Genomic DNA, 18,934 nt, shown 5'->3' with positions numbered 1-18,934 from the left:
AACCGGTTACATGCCGTCGAACGAACCGATTTGCAATCGCGAATGATCCGCCCGAATACGGTTACTTCAACCGGGGGGAGAGAGGGTGAATGGCCGAGGCGACGATCCGCGACGTGGCGCGCCGGGCGCAGGTATCGATCGCATCGGTATCGCGCGCGCTGAACGGGCTCGGCAACGTCCGGCAGGAGACGCGCGAGCGCGTGATCGCCGCCGCCGCCGAGCTCGGCTACGTCCCCCATGCCGGCGCGCGCAGCTTGAGCCTGGCGCGCGCGCATGCCGTCGGGGTGGTGCTGCCCGACCTGCATGGCGAGTTCTTCAGCGAGTTCGTGCGAGGCATGGACCGGGAGGCGAGCCGGCACGGCTATGTGCTGCTGCTGTCCAACATCCATGACGAGAGCGAGCAGGCGGCGAATGCGCTGAGGGCGATGCGCGGGCGCGTCGACGGGTTGATCGTGATGGCGCCGCACCTCGGCGCGGAGATGCTGCGCACGGCGCTGCCGCCGACGCTCCCCTCGCTGTTCATCAACGGGCCTGAGGAGATCGACGACCGGCCGACGCTGCGCCTCGACAATGTCGGAGCGATGGATGCGATGGTCGCGCACCTGGTCGCCAATGGGCACCGGCGGATCGTCCATGTCGCTGGGCCGGAAGGCAATGTCGATGCGCGCGAGCGTGTCGTGGGCTATCGCGCCGCGATGGCGCGGCATGCGCCGGACGTCGAGCCGGTGATCCTGGCGGGGGATTTCTCGGAGGAAGGCGGCGAGGCGGCGATCCGGACGATCCGGGAGAACGCAATCCCCTGCGACGCGGTGTTCGCGGCGAACGACATGATGGCGATCGGCTGCCTCCAGGCGCTGAAAGCGGCCGGGATCGATGTGCCCGGCGGGATCGCAGTCGCCGGCTTCGACGACGTTCCGCTGGCGCGCTATCTCGGCGTCACCACCGTCCGCGTGCGGATCGCCGAGATGGGCGCACGCGCGATCGAACGACTGATCGACCTACTCGAAGGCGGTCCCGCGGATGTCCGCGCGGAACGCCATGGCGCCGAACTGGTGGTGCGCGACACCACGGCGGCGCGCGCCCGACCGCAAGCAAGCTCACGAGAGGAACCCTGTTGATGCGTATCCCTGTCTCCCGCCGTACGCTGCTTGCCGCGCCCGCGCTCGGCGCGCTCGCCTTTGCGCCCGCCGACGCGCGGCCCTTGCTCGCCGGGACCGCGAAGCCGGCGCTGCCCGACTGGTATGCCGATCTCGAGCGCCGCACCTTCGATTTCTTCTGGGAGCTGGCGAACCGCAACAACGGACTAGTGCCCGATCGCTGGCCGACGCCGTCCTTCTGCTCGATCGCGTCGGTGGGCTATGCGCTCACCGCCTATCCGGTCGGGGTCGAGCGCGGCTGGGTGACGCGCGCCGCAGCGGCCGAGCTCACGCGGACGACGCTGCGCTTCTTCTGGGACGCGCCGCAGGGGCCCGAACCGGCCGGTAAAGCCGGGTACAAGGGCTTCTTCTACCATTTCATCGACATGGAGACCGGGCACCGCTTCCGGAATGTCGAGCTGTCGAGCGTCGACACGACGATCCTGTTCATGGGCACCCTGTTCGCCGGCGAGTATTTCGATGCCGACAACGCTGTCGAAGCGGAGATCCGCAAGCTGGCGGCGGACCTCTATGCGCGCGCCGACTGGAACTTCTTCCGCAGCGACGGCCGTGCGGCGATCTCGATGGGCTGGCACCCCGAGACCGGGCTGATCGCGGCGAACTGGCAAGGCTATAATGAGGGGATGTTCGTCTACATCCTCGCGCTCGCGTCGCCGACGCACGCGGTGCCGGCGAACAGCTGGGAGGCATGGACCGCGAAATATGCGCAATGCTGGCGCGGCACCGGCGAGACCCGCCACCTCGCCTTCGCGCCGCTCTTCGGCCACCAGTACAGCCATGCCTGGATCGATTTCCGCGGCATCCGCGACAAGCCGATGCGCGAAGCGGGGTTCGACTATTTCGAGAACAGTCGCCGCGCGACCTATGCCAACCGCGCCTATTGCATGGCCAACCCGATGGGCTGGGCCGGCTATTCGCGCGACATCTGGGGCCTTACCGCATGCGACGGGCCGGGCAATTACCAGCTGCCGTTCAAGGGCAGGACGGCGACCTTCTACGGCTATGCGGCGCGCGGGCCGCTCGGCCAGCCCGACGAGCGCGACGACGGCACGGTCGCGCCGACCGCGGCGCTCGGCTCGCTGCCCTTCGCGCCCGAGATCGTGATCCCCGCGGCCGAAGCGCTGCGCAAATGGCCGGGACTCTACGACAAATACGGCTTCCGCGACGCGATCAACCCGAGCTTCACCTGGACCGACAAGAAGCTCGAGGTTGGCAAGATCGACGGCGAGCATGGCTGGCTCGGCACCGACTATATCGGCATCGACCAGGGGCCGATCCTGCTCCAGGCGGCGAATTATCGCAGCGATTTCGTGTGGCGCCGGATGCGCGGGTCGAAGGCGATCCGGCGCGGGCTGGAGCTGGCGGGATTCACCGGCGGGTGGCTGACAGCATAAGCCCATCCGCTCCCGGAGCCTCCCCGTCACCTTGGCCTTGTGCCGGGGCGCACCGGGAGGCGGAGGACGACAAGAGGCTCAAGCGCAACGCGCCAGGCCAAGTGAACCCCGGCACAAGGCCGGGGTGACGATCGAGGAGCGGGCCAAAGAGCTCAGCGCACCCGCACCGGCTTGCTGCGCTTCGACACGCCGGTTTCGTTGAACGCCTCGACCGCGGCATAATAGCCGACGCCGATATTGAGCGCGCGCAGGTCCTGCTTGCCGGTCTCGCCGCTGCCGAGCTCGTCGGCGAAGACCTGATAGGTCAGCGTGAGGCGATCGGGGCGAACGCCCCACATGACGTTATAGCCGACCGCATCCGGCACCTTGCGCCAGCTGACGCGGGCGTTGCGCTGGTCCTTCTCGCGTACCGCGGCGACGCCGCCGGGCACGGCGGGCACGGCGCCCTCGGCATTGCCGAACACGCGCAGGTCGTTGATCGCGAGATGCGCGCCGCCGATATGGCCGTGAACGTAGCGCACGTAGCGGACCTTGGCCGGCCGCTCGAGCTGGAAATAGGCGTTGGGCCGATCGCGGCGCGGCCGCTCGGTCTCGGCGAGCTTCGACCAGCGCTTGCCGTCGGCGGAGCCTTCGAGGCGGAATTCCGTGTAGATGTCGGGCGCATCGCCGAAGCGGCCCGCCTTGTAGTCGGCGAAATTGACCTGGATCGCACGGACGGTCTTCGCGGCGCCCAAGTCCATGGTCAGCGTTTCGCCGGGATTCTTGCTCCGCGCCACCCAGAAGGTGCGCGGATTCTCGTCGGCGGCACGGCTCGCGTCATGTTCGCCCAGGGTCGAGGAGGCGATCAGCTGCTTGCGGTAGGAGAGCAGCATCCAGCCGGTGAACAGGCTTTCGATGTCGTCGACCTTGCCCTCGGGCGCCCAGTGCGGGAAGTCGCCGAAGCGCGCCGAGGACCACATCTGCCCGTCCGCCTCGAACTTGGTCGGGAACATGTTGATGCGCCGCTCGAAGGTCCAGTTGGCGCCGAGCCACGGCGTGCCAGTGTTCCACCAATTGCCGTGATTGTCCGCGAAGGTCGAGCCGTGCCCCGCTCCCTCGACGAAGCCCCCGGGCTTGTAAGCGACCGGGTTCCACGGCGCATACTCCCAGGGCCCCAGCGGCGACTTGGAGGTGTAGGTGCCGTTGGCATAGGCGTTGTACTCGGTGCCGGGCGCGCCATACTGGAGATAATAGGTGCCGGCGACCTTGGTCATCCACGCGCCTTCCATGAACGGCTTGATCGGCGTGCCGTTGGGCAGGCCGCCCGAATGGTCCTGGCCGAAGCGCTCCCAGCCATGCTGGTCGGGGTGGAGCTTGAACATCTCCTTGGCCGGGCCCTTGTAGATCAGGCGGCCGTCCTTGAACTCGATCTCGAGCCCGTAGAGCGGGAAGACGTTGGACGAGTTCCAGTAAAGATACCATTTGCCGTCGTCGTCGAGGAACAGCGCCGGGTCCCACGGGCCGGGCGGGATCTCGCCGGGCTTCATCTTCTCCTCCTCGCCCGGGCGCACCTGGCCAGGCAAGCGCGGCATGCGGCGCACGAAATAGTCGAGCTTGCCCGTCTCGGGCGCGTCGGTGACGTAGATCGCGCCCGGTTCCATCATCGAGGGCATGAGATAGAGCCGCTCGCCGTCCGACCACGCGGCGGGCGCGACAAAACTGTCATTCTCCCAGCGGCTGGGGGTGATGAACTTCCAATCGACCAGATCGGTCGAGCGCCAATAGCCGTCGGCGAGCGTCTGGAAGAGATAATAGGCGCCCTTGTGCCGGACGATCACCGGGTCCGCACCGGTGCGGTAGGAGATGCCTTCGTTCACCTGCTCGAAATTGTAGCGATAATCGATGTCGATCGGGTTGGCGTAGGTGCGCTTGCCCGGCTGCGCGCTCGCGGCGGTAGCGATCAGGACGGTGAGCGCGAGAGCGTGCTTGAGCATCGGGCGGTTCCTCAATGGATGCGGATGAACAGATTGGCGGTGAGCCGGCCCTGGCGCGGATCGGCGCTGAGCTTCATGCCGTTGGGGATGATCCCCGAATGGAGCAGCGCGCCGCGATAGATGACGAGCCGGTCGGGCACCGCATCGACGCGCCCGATCTGCTCGAAATGCGCGTTGCCGGCATTGGTATAGCCGGTGAGGCCGGCGCTCTCGGCCTTGGCGGCGGCGACGAAGGCGTCGCGATTGGCATCGGTCACCGTCTCGATCCCGGTCGAGCGCTGGCGATAGAAGGCGGTACCGGTCCCGGGCGTATCCGCGAGATAGTGCAGCACGGCGATATAGTTGGGGTCGGTCGAATCGAAATGCGGCGCGCGCTGGGCGGGAACGAGCGTCTCCGGCGGCGCGGTGACGATCGAGAAGCTCGCCTCGATCAGGTCGAAGCTGTCGGCGTCGAACGCGCCGCCGATGAACGGCGCGGCGGCTTCGAGCAGGCGGCAGGCATAGGCATAAGCGTCGGCATCGGCTTGCGTGAAGATGCGGCGCAGGCCGGGATAATAGGTCTGGCTCGGCGGAAACGGCGCAAGCCGGGCAGCGACGGCAATGATCGGCGCGACGTCGCCGGCGATGCCGTCGACGGTGACGACTGGCTGGCAGCTCTGGCCGAAACGGTGCAGCTCGGGTGTCACCAGGCCTCCCTTCGCGCCGAAGAGAAAAGGGAGGGAAGCAGCACCGCCTCCCTCCCCGATCATGCCGATCCGACGATCAGAACTTGTATTTGAGACCCGCTTGGAAGGTGCGGGCATAGCCGACGGTGTTGTTCTCCTCGCGCGTCGGATTGGAGCCGCTGCCCGCGCCCCAGGTCGAATAGGAACGATTGACCCAGTCGAAGACGTTGAACACCTCGAAGTCCGCCGTGAGCTCGCCGCCAATCCCGGGGACCTTGAACGTCTTGGCGACACGCAGGTCGAGATTCTTGTAGGCGATCTTCTGCTTGGGCGAGAACACGCCGGCATCGTTATAGTAGAAGCAGCCGCCGCAATTGGGCGGCGGGGTGCGGCTGAAATCGACATTGCCGAAGCGCGGCCCCGAGGCGAGCGTCAGCGTACCGGCGAGCTGGAAACCCCAAGGCAGGTCGCCCATGCCGGTGGCGACGAAGCGCCAGCGTTCGAGATTGCGGGTCGGCTGCCAGCCGAACGCGTCCTGCTTGCCTGCGTTGAACATCTGCCCTTCGTCGAACGAGATCGCCTGGTTCGACTTGGCGTCCGAGATGGTGAGCGTCGCGGTCGCGCCCCAGCCCGAATCCTTGGTATAGGTCTTGTCCGCAGTCAGGTAGAGCGCGGTGTAGCGCGCCTTGCCTTCGCTCGATCCGATGTTGAGGCGACCGGTATAGCCCGGGACGAGGCCGTTGCCCGCCGGGAAATTGTCCCGCACCCAGCCGAAGCCGCCATCGGTGTAGTTGCCGTTGGTCTGGCGGTTGCCGCGCACGAAGATGAACGCATTGTACGAGCGGTTGTGCGCGAGCGCCGCCGAGAGCTGGACCGGGCCGAGCCGCTTGCGCACACCGAGCGTGAACTGATCGGTATAGGGCACCTTGGCGTCGTTGTTGATCACCCAGATGTCGCCGGAAAGCCCGGTCTGGGCGACCGCGGCGCGTAATGCGTTGGGATCGCGATAGGCCTCGTTCCACTGGAGCAGGCCAGGTGCGCAGGTCGGAAGCCCAGTCGCACCGCAGAAGTTCACCGAGGCGTCGCTGCGGATGTTATTGAACAGCGTCTCGAGCGAGGCGAGGTAGAAGATGTTGCGATCATAATAGCGGCCGGCGCCCGCGAAGAGCACTAGATCGCGATCCCCGTTGACGTCGTAGGAGACGCCGATGCGCGGCTGGAACGCGCCCGTGAAGGGCTTACGCTTGGTTCCGTCGCTAATATAGTCCTCGGGGTCGATACCGGCCGCCTGCCACGGCTGATAGTTGCGCAGCGCGGTCGCGACCTTTTCGGGCGTATGATAGTTGTTGTTGAAATTGTTGGATTCATAATCCCAGCGCAGGCCGAGATTGACCGTCCAGTGATCGTCGATCGTCCAGTCGTCCTGCACGAACAGGCCGACCTGGACATTGTCCGCCTCCATCGGTGTCGGCGGCAGCAGCGAGATCGTCGCGCGATAGGGGATGCTGCTGTCCTCGTTCGCGAAGCGCTGATAGGCGAAACGATACGACCCGTTGGCGAACGCGTCCTCGATGCGCCGCAGCGTGTTCATCGAGATCTTGATGCCGGTCTTCACCACATGGTTGTCCCAGCCGGTGTAGGTGAAGTTGTTCTTGAAGGTGTAGCTCTTCTGCTCGTTCGCCTGCTGGAACGAGTTGGCACCGAAGAAGAACAGGTCTCCGCCGCTGGGATCATCGGCATCTGCCGGATCGGGAACGCCATCCCCGTCGTCATCGAAGTTCGTCGCGCCGTTGGTCAGCACATATTCCGGGCCTTCGGTAATCGTCGGCGTGCCGGTGAAGTTGCTGAAATAGCTGAACGTCAGTTCGTTGAGAAAGCCATTGCCGCGATGGCTCCATTCGAGCTGATAGTTCTTGCTCTCGGTGCCGACGTCGCGGCCCTGCTCGAACGCGCGATTGTCACCATAATCCTTGACGTCGGTTTCCTGGCGCAGGAAGTAGCTAGCGCTGATCGTGTCGGCGTCCGACGCGAACAGGGTCAGCTTTCCGAAATACAGGTCCTGCTTGAAATCCGCGGCGAAGTTGCCGGCAAAGCGGTCGCGGATCGCACCCGGCAACAACATGGGCGGGTTGACGATCTTTGCCGGGCTGGTCTGGCGCGTCCCTTCATAGGCCGCGAAGAAGTGCAGCACGCCGGGGATGATCGGGCCACCGAGATCGCCGCCGAACTGCCAGCGCTTATAGTCGGGCTTGGGATTGGCGCCGGTCGGGTTGTTGGCCTCGCCCGGCCGGTCGAAGAACGGACGGCCATACCATGACTTGGGCACATATTTGGCGAACGCGCTGCCGTGGAAATCCTCGCCGCCGGTCTTGGTGATCGCGGTGATGATCGCCGAACCGGCATTCTCGAATTCAGCCTTGAAGTTCTGCGTCTCGACGCGGAATTCCTGAATTGCCGACTGCGGGAAGGGATTCCCCTTCGAGAAATTCTGACCGGCGACGCCGCCGAAGCCGACTTGGCTCTTCTGGCTGGTGCCGTCGATGAACACGTTGACGTTGTTCGAGCTGACGCCGCCCGCCTGGATTCCCACATTCTCGCCGGCGGGCAAGGTGACGCCCGGCGCGAGCGCGGCGAAGTTCAGGAAGTTGCGGCTGGTCTGCGGCAGATTCTCGATCTGCGCCTGGCTGACGCTGGTGCCGATCGTCGCGGTGCGCACTTCGGCGCGGCCACGGGTGCCGGTGACGACGACCTCGCCGCCTTCGGCGGCAGCCGCCTCGGGCGGGCCGAGATCGACATTGACGATCTGGCCGACCGGGAGCGTCACCTCTTCGGGCTCCTGGCCCTGGGCCTCGACGCGATAGGTGCTCGGACGCAGACCGACCACGGTGAAGCTGCCGTCGGCGCGAGTGGTAGTGGTGACGGTGCGACCTGTGACGGTATCGGTGACGGTCACGGTGCTGCCCGCGCTCGCACCCTCGACGCGTCCCTGCAGGGTCGCGGTGGTCTGCGCAAATGCGGACGTGCTGACCATCAGCGCGGCGGCAAAGGCCCCCGCCGAGATCCCACGGACGAGTTGTGAACGCCTGCTGCGGAAATCCGTCATCAATCTGCTCCCCTAAACACCGGCCATGTAACCGGTTACAGCGTCGCCGGAGCTTTTAGCATCTCCTGACACAGGCTTCACAAACCGCTTTGTGACTACGTTGTCAATCGCCTTTTCGCGAGAGCCCGGCGATGATGGGCAGCATGGCCCGGATGTGCGGCATCCGGGCCACAGGTCTCATTCCCACCAATAGGGACGGCGCCTGGCGGTGCCGGTCTCGACTTCGTTCATCGTCTTCGAGTCATAGAGCCGGCCGCCGAGCATCACCCGGCTGACATGATCGCTGTTGCGGATGTCGGCGGTGGGATCGGCATCGAGCACGACGAGATCGGCGAGCTTGCCGGGCTCGATCGAGCCGATGTCCTTCGCGAAGCCGAGCGACCTGGCGGAATCGATCGTGCCCGCGCGCAGTGCCTCGAGCGGAGTCATCCCGCCGCGCACGAACGACCAGAGCTCCCAATGCGGGCCGATCCCGGCTTGCTGCCCGTGCGCGCCGATCGATACCAGCTTGCCGGCCTTGGCGACCTTGAGCGCCTCGCGCGCATTGTCGTCGTCGACAAAATTATCCTCGGGCGCCTTGGTGATCCGCATCGTGTCCGCGCGCAGCCGTGCCGGCGGGGTGTGGACAAGCAGCGGGTTCTTCCACACATCGGTCGCCTGCCGCCAATAGGGATCGCCGGCGAGGCCGCCATAGCTGACGACGAGCGTCGGGGTGTAGTTGGTGTCGCCCTGGCCGAACAGCTGCAGCACATCCTTGTAGAAGATGTCGGCGGGGACATTGTGCTCGAGCGTCGAGTTGCCGTCGGCGATCAGGTTCATGTCCATGCCGAACAGCGAGCCGCCCTCGGCCACCACCTGCATTCCCTCGGCGCGCGCCGCGGCGACCACCATCTGGCGCTGCTCGCGGCGTGGCTGGTTGTAGTTCTTCACCGAATGCGCGCCTTGCGCCTTGAGGCGCCGGACATGGGCGAGCGCGTCCTCATAGCTGTCGATCTGGGCATAGACGTCGGCGTTCCTGGCGCCATAGACGATCTCGCCGGTCGAGAAGATGCGCGGGCCCAGAATCTTGCCGGCGCGCTGCAGCTGCTGCGCGGCGAAGACCAAGCTCGCCTGGCTCGACGGGTCGTGGATCGTGGTGGTGCCGAGCGCGAGATTCTGGACCAGCGACCAGTTCTGCTGCGGCACGAGATCGTCGGTGCCATAGGGACCGTGCGCATGCGCGTCGACCAGGCCGGGGATGATCGTCTTGCCGGTGACGTCGATCGTCTTCGTGCCCGCGGGCAGCTGGATCGCGGCGGTGGGCGCGACCTGGACGATGCGGTCGCCCTCGATCAAGATCGTCGCATTGTCGATGATCCCGCCGTCCGCGCCGGCCATCGTGACCACGCGCGCGCCGGTGAGCGCGATGCGGCCCGTCGGCTTGGCGGCCTTCACCTCCATCGCGAGCGAGGTGGTGCGGGGCGTCACCACCGGCTTGCTGCCCGGGGCGCTGGCGAAAAGAGCGCTGCGGTCGGCGGTGAACAGCGTCGGGCCCATGCTCCAGTGAAGCCGAGCGCCGTCGCCGGACCAGTGGATATAGTCGGCGCCGTCGGTGCTGACGCGGATCACGGGAAGCGCATCGGCCTTGGGTCCGACCGCGACCTCCTGCCCGCCCGGCATCAGCGGCATCGCGAACACCTGATAGTTCTGGCGAAAGGCGACGCTCCTGCCGTCGGGCGCGACGACATAGTCGTTGGCAAGCTCGCCGGTGGCGTGGACTCGCTTGCCTTCGCCATGCAGGTCGGTCGAGACGAGCTGGAGCTTGTCCTCGCCAGGGCTGGTCATGAACAGACGTTCGCTCGACGCGCCGAATTGTGGGCGCGCCATACCGCGCGCGACGAGCTGTGGTGCGCCGCCCGACGCGGCGACGCGATAGATGCCGGGATCGTCGGACCAGCCGGGCGCGGTGAGATTGCCGCCCGCCGCTTTCTCGAACACGATGGTGCGGCCGTCGGGCGAGAATTGCGGACGCGAATAGAGGCCGGGCTGACTGGTCACGTCCCTGGCCGCGCCGCCCGACGCGGCCACGGTGCGGATGCGGCCGAGCTTCATGTCGCTCCACTCGACAAACACGATCGAGCGGCCGTCACGCGACCAGGCGGGATAAAGCTCGAACCCGGCGTCCTCGGCGAGGCCGGTGAGCCGCCTGGGCGTTCCGCCTGAGACGGGCTTGATCCACAATTTGCCCATGTTCTCGAAGACGACGCGGCCGCCGTCGGGCGACACCACGGCGAAGCGCGTCATCCTGGTCGTGAAGCTGGCCGGCGCGACCTCGATCTGAGGATGCGTGGCCGACGCGACCGCGCGGCTGTCGGCGACACGGAACGGGATCACCGCGGCGTTCGCGCCGTCGGCGTCGACGCGGCGGATCTTGCCGCCCGCCCAGAACACGATCGACTTGCTGTCGGGCGTCCAGTCCATGTTGGGATAGACGCCGGTGACCGCCCAGGTCTCCTGCACGTCCTGGTCGAGCGCGTCGTAGATCTTGCGCTCCTCGCCCGAGCTCAGGTCCTTGACGTAGAGCTTGGACTTGGTGGCCTCGCGCCGGACGAAGGCGATCTTCCTGCCGTCAGGCGAGGGCGTCGGGCGCACCGAGCCGCCGAGGCCGGAGACCGCGGTAGTCGTCTCGCCGCTCTCCAGATCATAGCGCTCGATGTTGAACAGGTTCGTGTTCGAATCCTGGGCATATTCGAAGATCGGCCCAGGGGTGATGTTGCGGGTGAAGAACACCGACTTGCCGTCGGCGGCATAGGCCGGCTCGCCCAGCTCCTTCTGCACCTTCTCGTTGGCGCGCTTGACCAGCTTGACCCCGCTGCCGCCCGAGACGTGATAGAGCCACACCTCGCCCGTGCCGAGCGAGCGGCCGGTGGTGAAGTGCTTCTTGGCGACGATGTACTGGCCGTCGGGCGACCAGCTCGGCTGGTTCAGGAGCCGGAAATCCTCCTTGGTCAGCTGGCGCTTGTCGCTGCCATCGGCATTCATCAGCCAGATATTGTCGCCGCCGCCGCGATCGGAGGTGAAGGCGATGCGACGGCCATCGGGCGAGAAGCGCGGATGGACCTCCCAAGCGAGCCCCTCGGCGATCCGCGTCGGTGTGCCGCCCGCGATCGGCATGGTGTAGATGTCGCCGAGCAGGGTGAAGGCAACGGTCTTGCCGTCCGGGCTGACGTCGACGTCGATCCAGGTGCCTTCGTCGGTGTCGATCGTCGCTTGCGTGAGCACCGCGCTCTGCGGCGCATTGACGTCCCATTTGGCGGGCTCCGGCTTGGCCGCGGGCACAGCGGGCGCGGGAGCCACCGGTTTGGCGCCAGGCTGGGGCGGCGGGAGCGGCTGAGGCTGGTTGTCGGGATCGGTCGCCTTGTCCTCGGGCATCTCGGTCTGCTCGACCGGAGGCGGGTTCTGCTGCTCCTGCTGCGCCTGGGCCTGGCCGAGGACGAAAAGCGCGGCGAGGACGCCGGCGACCGAGTGACGCATGCGGAAAGCTCCCTGAAACCTGTTGCGGACAGGGTGGTAACGGGCGAAACGGTCGCCGTCATCTCCACTTGGTCGAAAAGCTAGCGACGGAGCAGGAACACCGCATGCTCGGCGAGGAAGTTCGCCGCTGCCGAGGTGGTGCGCTCCCCGTTCGACAGGAACCAGGCATGCTCGACCGTGATGCCGCGCTCGCGGACATAGGCGCGGAAATCGTCGACGGTGACATGGTGGATATTCGGCGTCTCGTACCAGGCGACGGGCAGCAGCCGCGTCACCGGCATGCGCCCGCCCCAGAGCAGCGACAGCCGCACGCGCCAATGGGCGAAATTGGGAAAGGAGACGACCGCTCGCTCGCCGATCCGCAGCAGATGATCGAGGACGTGATGCGGATACATCGTGGTCTGCAGCGTCTGGCTCAGGATCGCATAGTCGAAGCTGGCGTCGGGATAGTCGGCAAGGTCGCGATCGGCATCGCCCTGGATCACCGACAGGCCATGCGACACCGCCGTTGCGACATTATGCGGGTCGAGCTCGAGCCCACGCGCATCGCAGCCACGATAATCGCGCAACGCCGCCATCAGCGCGCCGTCGCCGCAGCCGACGTCGAGGACGCGGCTGCCGCGCTCGACGTTCCGGAAGATGATCGACAGGTCCGGGCGAAGATTGGGAGTCGCCGGGGTCAGCAGGAGGCGGTCGCTGATCTTCATGGCTCCCCCGCCCTCAGGAACCCGTCGACCACGCGGTTCAGCTCCGGCGCCTCCAGCAGGAAGGCGTCGTGGCCGAAGGGCGAGGACAGCTCGACGAAGCTGACCGGCGCGCCGGCGGCGTTGAGCGCGTGGACGATCGCGCGGGATTCGCGGGTCGGGTAGAGCCAGTCGGTGTCGAAGCTGACCAGGCAAAAGCGCGCCTTGGTCTCGCGGAAAGCGTTGGCGAGCAGGCCGCCATGCTCCTCGGCGAGATCGAAATAGTCCATCGCTCGCGTGATGTAGAGATAGGCGTTGGCGTCGAAGCGGTCGACGAAGCTCAGCCCCTGGTGGCGCAGATAGCTCTCGATCTGGAAGTCGGCGTCGAAGCCGAACGACTTGGCCTCACGCGCCTGCAGCCGCCGGCCGAACTTCTCGGTGAGGCCGGCTTCGGAGAGATAGGTGATATGCGCCGCCATGCGCGCGACCGCGAGGCCGGCGGCGGGCGGCTCGCCGTCATAATAGGCGCCGCCATTCCAGCGCGGATCGGCCATCACCGCTTGCCGTCCGACCTCGTGGAAGGCGATGTTCTGCGCCGAGTGGCGCGCGGTGGAGGCGATCACCACCGCCGCCTCGACCCGGTCGGGGAAGGTCGCGGGCCAACTCAGCGCCTGCATGCCGCCCATCGATCCACCGACCACGGCCTTCAGCCGGCCGACACCGAGATGGTCGAGCAGCATCGCCTGCGCGCGGACCATGTCGCGGATGGTGATGACCGGGAAGGCCATGCCCCAGGGCTGGCCGGTCGCCGGGTTGATTGTCGCCGGACCGGAGGTGCCCATGCAACTGCCGAGCACGTTCGCGCAGACGATGAAGTGGCGCTCGGGATCGACCGGCTTGCCGGAGCCGACCATGCGCGTCCACCAGCCCGGCTTGCCCGTCACCGGGTGCGGCGAGGCGACATGCTGGTCGCCGGTCAGCGCATGGCAGATCAGGATCGCGTTGCCGCCGTCGGGCGCGAGATTGCCATAGGTCTCATAGGCGATCTCGACCGGCGAGAGCAGCACCCCGCCATCGAGCCGCAGGGGCCCAGGCAAGGTGGCATGGCGCGAAAGGCCGAAACGCGGGTCGTCGGACATGCGCGTCTGACTAGGGACGCGAAGGCCCGGGTTCAAGCGGCGCGGCGGCGGGAGCGCGCGGCGATCACCGCCTGCGCCGCGAGCCGGCCGGTCTGCGCGCCGCCGTTCATGAAGCCGACCCACGCATCCGAGACATGCTCGCCCGCGAAGATCAGGCGGCCGGCGACCGCCTGCTGGCGCTCGGCCGCATCGTCGGATTCGATCCAGAACAGCGGGCCGAAGCGGGTGAGCTGGCCGGGCGCGCTGTTGGTATAGGCGCCGAGTGTCAGCGCGTCGTTGCACCAGTTAGTGCGGCGGACCATGCCGCCCGCCACCGCTCGCGCGATGCCGGGGATGGCGGGCTCCGAGCGCTGCGCGAGCGCCGCGGCGAGCGCATCGGGTGCGGTGGTGGCGGCCGCGACCTGGTCGCCGCCGAGGAACCAGTTCCACACCGGCTTGCCGCCCTCGATCCCCTTGAGCGTCCCATCCCAGCCGAGTGAATAGGGCGAGGCGGTGTCCCACAGCTCGCCGCCCGCACCGAGCACTTCGGCCCAAGGCGTCGCCGAGGCGGTGACCTGAACCTTCTCGTTTCGACCGAGATCGGCTTGCGCGACGAATTCGCGCCAGCGCCCGGAGAGCGGGACAGCAAAATCGATCTGGCGCAGGATCGGGGCGGGGACCGCGACGATCACCATGTCCGCCGTGGCGTGCGTGCCGTCGAAAAATTCGAGCCGCATCCCGCCTCCGGTCTCGCGGATCTCGCGCAGCCGCCGCCCGGTCTCGATCCGGTCGCGATGCGCCTGCGCGATCGATTCCGCCAGCCGACCCGAACCGCCCGCGATCACATAGCGCTCGTCGCTTCCGGCCAGCACTTCGACATGCTCGCCCTTTACCGTCGGCAGATTGAAGATCAGCTGCAGCGCCGATGCCTGGTGCGGCTCGGCACCATATTCGGTGCGGATGCTCGATTCGATCAGCGCACGGATGCGCGGATCACCGATCAGCACGGCGTGACGGTCGAGATACTGCGCGACCGACAGCCGGTCGATCGCCGCGGCAGCGCTGGTGCTCGCGTCGACTGCCTCGGAGTCGCGCGCGATCCTCGCGGCGAGCGGGGCGAGCAGCCGCGCGAGCTCGGCCTGCGGCGCGACAGCGCCGTCCGCCAGCACCACGGAATGGTGAGGACCCGCCTTGCGGTCGACCAGCGGCACCGCGAACTCCCTGGCGAGCGCATGGATGTCTTCATGGTCCGAATTGACCAGCTGCCCGCCCGCCTCGAACAACTGTCCTTCGGCGATGCGCTGGGTGTACATGCGCCCGCCGAGCCGGTTGCGCGCCTCGTACAGCCGCGCCTCGACGCCGGCCTTGGCCAAATGATGCAGCGCCGACAGCCCGGCGATCCCGCCGCCGACGATCGCGACCCGACCCGATGCGGGAAGCGCAAGTGCGGGCGCAGGCAGCCCCGCTGCGACGCCGCTCGCCGCCATGCCCTGGAGCAGCGCGCGCCGCCCGATCCCGCCATGCCCCGGCCGCGGCGGCGCCTTGCCCCGCGCCGCCAGATCATCCCGCCGCGCCAGTTGCAGCGCACGCCACAGCGTCTCGCTTCCACGCATCGATCATCCCCTGTTTGCCCGAGACCTAGCATGGCGCGATTGCGCAAACCTTGCCATTCTTACCCGCTTCGGCCATCGCGCGCGCCATGAGCGAACCTGTCAAGCCCCGGCCCCAACCCCAGCCAATGCCCTGGATCATGGAGATCGCCCCCTATGTGCCCGGGCGCTCCAAGACCGATGACGGCCGCAAGGCGATCAAGCTCTCGTCGAACGAGAACCCGCTCGGCACCTCGCCCGCCGCGCGCGCCGCCTTCGCGAGCGCGGCCAACAATCTCGAGCGCTATCCCGACGCCAGCGGCACCGAGCTGCGCGAGGCGCTGGCCGCGCTCCACGGGCTCGATCCCGCGCGGATCATCTACGGCAACGGATCGGACGAGGTGCTGCACCTCGCCGCTGGCGCTTTTGCCGGGCCGGGCGACGAGATCATCTACGTCAATTACGGCTTCTCGGTCTATCCGATCGCGACCCGCCGCGTCGGCGCGACCCCCATGGTCGCGCCCGATAACGACTATGCCACCGATGTCGACGCGATCCTCGCCTGCGTGACCGACAAGACCCGGATCGTCTTCATCGCCAACCCCAACAATCCGACCGGTACCTATGCGACGCGCGAGGAGATCGCGCGGTTGCACGCGGGGCTGCGCCCCGACATCCTGCTCGTGCTCGACCATGCCTATGCCGAATATATCGAGGGCGGACTTGACGACGGCGGGATGGAGCTCGCCAAGACGGCGCCCAATGTGCTGGTGACGCGAACCTTTTCCAAGCTCTACGGGCTCGCCGCCGAGCGGATCGGCTGGGGCTATGCCTCGGCCGAGATCATCGAGGCGATGCACCGCATCCGCCTGCCCTTCAGCATCACCATCGCCGGCACCGCGGCGGCGATCGCGGCGCTCGGCGATACCGAGTTCGTCGAGCATACGCGCGCGCACAATGCGAAGTGGCGGCGCTGGTTCGCCGCCGAGATCGCCAAGCTCGGCAATGCCGGGCTGCGCGCGGTACCGAGCCAGGCCAATTTCATCCTGGTGCTGTTCGAAGGCGCGCTGACCGCGGAGGCGGCATACAAGGGGCTGATGGAGGCTGGCTACATCGTGCGCTGGCTGCCCGGCCAGGGCCTGCCGCACGGCCTGCGCATCACCATCGGCACCGAGGACGAGACGCGCGCGGTGGCCGAGATCCTGCAGCGGCTGGTGGCGGACGCCCGCGGCGACGCGGCGGCGGGATGAAGCGCTTCGGGATCATCGGCTTCGGCCGGTTCGGACGGCTCGCCGCCAGGCATCTGCGCGATCATTTCGTGGTTGTGGCGACCGACCGCGCCGACATCGCCGAGCCGGCTGCGGTGCTGGGTGTGCGCTCTGGCACGCTCGCGGACGCAGCCGCGTGTGATGTCGTGATGCTGGCGGTGCCGGTGCAGGCGATGGCGGCGACCGTCGCGGCGATCGCGCCGCTGCTGCGCCCCGGCGCGCTCGTGCTAGACGTCGCCTCGGTCAAGATGCTGCCTGCGCGCTGGATGCGCGAGATGCTCCCCGAAAGCGTCGACATCGTCGCCACCCATCCCCTGTTCGGGCCGCAGAGCGCGCGCGACGGCCTCGCCGGCCTGCCGCTAGTCGTATGCCAGGTGCGCGGCGAGGCGCATCACAAGGTCGCCGAGTTCGGGCGCAGCCTGGGCCTCGCGGTGTCCATCACCACCGCCGAGGAGCATGACCGCGAGATGGCCTATGTCCAGGCCCTCACGCACCTGATCGGGCGCACCTTGGTCAACATCCGCATCCCCGACGAGGAGCTCAAGACGCACAGCTACCAGCATCTGCTCGAGCTGTGCGGGCTGATCCGCGACGATACCGAGGAGCTGTTCTTCGCGATCCAGAACCTCAATCCGTTCGCCGAGGAGATCACGCGCCAGTTCATCGCCGAGGCGAACGGCCTGCTCGCGCGCAGCCTCAAGGCCGGCAACGCCAGCAGCGCCGATCCCCGCTAGCTCACCGCCCAGGCGTAGGTGAGCACCACCGCCGCGACGAACGAGGCGAAGGTGCGGACATGGTTCCACCATGTCCAGTCGCGCAGATAGCGCGCCCATAGCGCCATGCCCTGCTCGCTTTCCGGATCGACGCGGGCGAGCGCGTCGTTGAGCGGGACGTTGCGCCCCATCGTCAGCACGAAGCATCCGAACACGTAGCAGATCGCGCCGAGGATGACGTATGGCGCGCCGGGCCGGCCAAGGTGCAGCGCCGCGGCCACCGCCAGCACGAGCAGCAGCAGCGCGGTGCCCATGAACACGCCGAGGAACAGCGGCGTGATCACCGCGACATTGATCGACTGCATCGCGCGGATGCCCTCGGCCACGGGCACGCGGGCGAGCGCCTGCATGATGAAGGTAGAGAAGCCGTAGAACACGCCGGCGATGATGAAGGCGCCGATCGCGGCGACAAGGACGGGAAGTTCGAGCAGGCTGACCGTCATGATCCGTCTCCCTCTGTTTCCTGAAACGCCTAGGATTCGAGCGCGTTGATCCCCCTGTGTACCGCGGCTTCGGCGTCCGCGCGCGGCAAGCCGGGCGGAAGCGGCGTGCCGAAGCGGAAGGTGACGATCCCGCCCCGCTTCGGCCCGCGCCGCGGCCACAGCCTGCCGCTGTCGAGCGCGACGGGCACCACGGGTAGACTAAGCGCGCGGTAGAGACCCGCAAAGCCCGAACGCAACGGCGGGGTCTCGCCGGGTGCGACGCGCGTCCCCTCCGGGAAGATCACCACCGAGCGGCCCTCGCCCAGCGCCTCCCGTGCCTCGCGCATCATCTTCCGCAGCGCCTTGGCGTTGGCCGCGCGATCGACCACGATCACGCCATAGCGCTGCGCCGCCCAGCCCCATACCGGAATCCGCGCGAGCTCGCGCTTCATCACGATCACCGGCGCGTCGAGCAGGGCGGCGAGCGCCATCGTCTCGAACATCGCCTGGTGCTTGGCGGCATAGAGCGCAGGCCCGGCCGCGCGCCTGCCGTCGACATGGATGCGGATGCCGACAATGTGCCGCGCCGACCACACGCCGAACCTCGCCCATGCAACGCAATAGCCGCGCAGGATGCGCGCGCCGAACAGCGCCGCCACCGGCGCGCCGAGCACGATCGGCACCGACAGGCCGTAGAAGAACAGCGCGAAGGCGATGCTGCGCAACCGCTCAGCCATTGCCGAGCCCGAACAGCAGCGCGGCGCGGCGTACCAGATATTTGTGATATTCGCGCAGCAGCATGGTGAAGCGCGGGTTGGTACGCACGCCGTCGCCCTCGATCTCGATCTCGCCGCCCAGCGCGTTGCCGAGCTCCAGCTTGGCGCGCGGCACGTGCCAGTCGGCGGTGACCAGCCGCACCGACTTGTAGCCGCGCGCACGCACCCAGGCCGCGGTCTCGTCGGCGTTGGAGCGGGTGTCGACCGCTTCGTGACCGAGATCGATGCAGCAGCGGAACAGCGCCGGCGGCGCGCTATGCTCGACCGCGAGCTCGATCGGGCGCACGCTGGGGTCGGTGCCGGTGATCAGCATGCGCTTCGCCGCGCCGGCCTGGAGCAAGGCGATGCCGCGCGGGATACGGCCGGCGCCGCCGGTGGGGACGACGATCGCGTCGGTGCGGATGCCGGGATCGAGCGGCTTGCCGAGTGAGAGCATGAACAGCGCAAAGCCGAGGGCCCAGGCGAGCGCGAGCACCGCGAGGATGCGCCAGGTCACCGCG

The 18,934-nt window shown here is 67.5% G+C and carries 14 protein-coding genes; 4 read left to right on the top strand and 10 right to left on the bottom strand.

Going from position 1 to position 18,934, the window contains the following annotated elements; all coding sequences use genetic code 11:
* The first annotated feature begins 89 nt into the window (after positions 1-89).
* Both ACO227_RS07155 and ACO227_RS07150 read left to right on the top strand, forming a co-directional pair.
* The gene (locus ACO227_RS07155) at positions 90-1,118 is read left to right on the top strand and encodes a LacI family DNA-binding transcriptional regulator (RefSeq protein WP_423606436.1); all 1,029 of its coding nucleotides are present in this window, start codon (positions 90-92) and stop codon (positions 1,116-1,118) included.
* On the top strand, positions 1,118-2,551 hold the full coding sequence (locus ACO227_RS07150) for a glucoamylase family protein (RefSeq protein ID WP_423606434.1): 1,434 nt from the start codon (positions 1,118-1,120) through the stop codon (positions 2,549-2,551). Before ACO227_RS07155 ends, ACO227_RS07150 begins: the two co-directional genes overlap by 1 nt.
* A gap of 152 nt (positions 2,552-2,703) precedes the next feature.
* On the opposite strand, the gene ACO227_RS07145 is transcribed toward ACO227_RS07150, so the two are convergent.
* The 7 genes from ACO227_RS07145 to ACO227_RS07115 form a co-directional block, all read right to left on the bottom strand.
* Positions 2,704-4,524, bottom strand: coding sequence for a family 43 glycosylhydrolase (locus ACO227_RS07145; protein WP_423606432.1), 1,821 nt, complete (start codon positions 4,522-4,524; stop codon positions 2,704-2,706).
* Positions 4,525-4,535: 11 nt separating this feature from the next.
* Positions 4,536-5,210: a DUF6445 family protein gene (locus ACO227_RS07140; RefSeq protein ID WP_423606431.1), complete on the bottom strand. Its 675-nt coding sequence runs from the start codon at positions 5,208-5,210 to the stop codon at positions 4,536-4,538.
* 76 nt (positions 5,211-5,286) lie between these two features.
* Positions 5,287-8,292: a TonB-dependent receptor gene (locus ACO227_RS07135; RefSeq protein ID WP_423606429.1), complete on the bottom strand. Its 3,006-nt coding sequence runs from the start codon at positions 8,290-8,292 to the stop codon at positions 5,287-5,289.
* A gap of 177 nt (positions 8,293-8,469) precedes the next feature.
* A complete protein-coding gene (locus ACO227_RS07130) occupies positions 8,470-11,805 on the bottom strand; it encodes an amidohydrolase family protein (protein WP_423606427.1) in 3,336 nt (1,111 codons plus the stop codon).
* Between the two features lie 80 nt (positions 11,806-11,885).
* On the bottom strand, positions 11,886-12,512 hold the full coding sequence (gene metW / locus ACO227_RS07125; RefSeq protein WP_423606425.1) for a methionine biosynthesis protein MetW: 627 nt from the start codon (positions 12,510-12,512) through the stop codon (positions 11,886-11,888).
* A complete protein-coding gene (gene metX / locus ACO227_RS07120) occupies positions 12,509-13,627 on the bottom strand; it encodes a homoserine O-acetyltransferase MetX (RefSeq protein ID WP_423606424.1) in 1,119 nt (372 codons plus the stop codon). The genes metW and metX overlap by 4 nt, the downstream gene beginning before the upstream one ends.
* 32 nt (positions 13,628-13,659) lie before the next feature.
* Positions 13,660-15,219 (bottom strand): flavin monoamine oxidase family protein, encoded by a 1,560-nt coding sequence (locus ACO227_RS07115; RefSeq protein ID WP_423606422.1) that lies wholly within the window; start codon positions 15,217-15,219, stop codon positions 13,660-13,662.
* An 86-nt stretch (positions 15,220-15,305) separates the two neighbouring features.
* Here ACO227_RS07115 and hisC point away from each other — a divergent pair, with 86 nt between their 5' ends.
* Positions 15,306-16,445, top strand: a complete 1,140-nt coding sequence (gene hisC, locus ACO227_RS07110; protein WP_423606420.1) for a histidinol-phosphate transaminase — start codon at positions 15,306-15,308, stop codon at positions 16,443-16,445.
* The gene (locus tag ACO227_RS07105; protein WP_423606419.1) at positions 16,442-17,197 is read left to right on the top strand and encodes a prephenate dehydrogenase/arogenate dehydrogenase family protein; all 756 of its coding nucleotides are present in this window, start codon (positions 16,442-16,444) and stop codon (positions 17,195-17,197) included. Before hisC ends, ACO227_RS07105 begins: the two co-directional genes overlap by 4 nt.
* On the opposite strand, the gene ACO227_RS07100 is transcribed toward ACO227_RS07105, so the two are convergent.
* The 3 genes from ACO227_RS07100 to ACO227_RS07090 are packed head-to-tail and all read right to left on the bottom strand — an operon-like array spanning position 17,194 to position 18,930.
* Complete coding sequence (locus tag ACO227_RS07100) at positions 17,194-17,679, bottom strand: DUF1772 domain-containing protein (RefSeq protein ID WP_423606417.1); 486 nt, start codon at positions 17,677-17,679, stop codon at positions 17,194-17,196. The two genes, ACO227_RS07105 and ACO227_RS07100, sit on opposite strands and share 4 nt — an antisense overlap.
* A 29-nt stretch (positions 17,680-17,708) precedes the next feature.
* A complete protein-coding gene (locus tag ACO227_RS07095; RefSeq protein ID WP_423606416.1) occupies positions 17,709-18,395 on the bottom strand; it encodes a lysophospholipid acyltransferase family protein in 687 nt (228 codons plus the stop codon).
* The gene (locus ACO227_RS07090; protein WP_423607295.1) at positions 18,388-18,930 is read right to left on the bottom strand and encodes a YdcF family protein; all 543 of its coding nucleotides are present in this window, start codon (positions 18,928-18,930) and stop codon (positions 18,388-18,390) included. The genes ACO227_RS07095 and ACO227_RS07090 overlap by 8 nt, the downstream gene beginning before the upstream one ends.
* Positions 18,931-18,934 lie beyond the last annotated feature (4 nt).

Origin of the sequence: Sphingomonas sp. MS122, assembly GCF_049532975.1 — a bacterium.
Classification (GTDB): domain Bacteria; phylum Pseudomonadota; class Alphaproteobacteria; order Sphingomonadales; family Sphingomonadaceae; genus Sphingomonas.
This window is presented reverse-complemented; position numbering and strand designations above follow the sequence as displayed.

Bases quoted from the DNA above. Each gene is read 5' to 3' on its own strand.
- ACO227_RS07155 (WP_423606436.1), top strand. From the start codon at position 90: ATGGCCGAGGCGACGATCCGCGACGTGGCGCGCCGGGCGCAGGTATCG.
- ACO227_RS07150 (WP_423606434.1), top strand. From the start codon at position 1,118: ATGCGTATCCCTGTCTCCCGCCGTACGCTGCTTGCCGCGCCCGCGCTC.
- ACO227_RS07145 (WP_423606432.1), bottom strand. From the start codon at position 4,524: ATGCTCAAGCACGCTCTCGCGCTCACCGTCCTGATCGCTACCGCCGCG.
- ACO227_RS07135 (WP_423606429.1), bottom strand. From the start codon at position 8,292: ATGACGGATTTCCGCAGCAGGCGTTCACAACTCGTCCGTGGGATCTCG.
- ACO227_RS07130 (WP_423606427.1), bottom strand. From the start codon at position 11,805: ATGCGTCACTCGGTCGCCGGCGTCCTCGCCGCGCTTTTCGTCCTCGGC.
- metW (WP_423606425.1), bottom strand. From the start codon at position 12,512: ATGAAGATCAGCGACCGCCTCCTGCTGACCCCGGCGACTCCCAATCTT.
- metX (WP_423606424.1), bottom strand. From the start codon at position 13,627: ATGTCCGACGACCCGCGTTTCGGCCTTTCGCGCCATGCCACCTTGCCT.
- ACO227_RS07115 (WP_423606422.1), bottom strand. From the start codon at position 15,219: ATGCGTGGAAGCGAGACGCTGTGGCGTGCGCTGCAACTGGCGCGGCGG.
- hisC (WP_423606420.1), top strand. From the start codon at position 15,306: ATGAGCGAACCTGTCAAGCCCCGGCCCCAACCCCAGCCAATGCCCTGG.
- ACO227_RS07105 (WP_423606419.1), top strand. From the start codon at position 16,442: ATGAAGCGCTTCGGGATCATCGGCTTCGGCCGGTTCGGACGGCTCGCC.
- ACO227_RS07100 (WP_423606417.1), bottom strand. From the start codon at position 17,679: ATGACGGTCAGCCTGCTCGAACTTCCCGTCCTTGTCGCCGCGATCGGC.
- ACO227_RS07095 (WP_423606416.1), bottom strand. From the start codon at position 18,395: ATGGCTGAGCGGTTGCGCAGCATCGCCTTCGCGCTGTTCTTCTACGGC.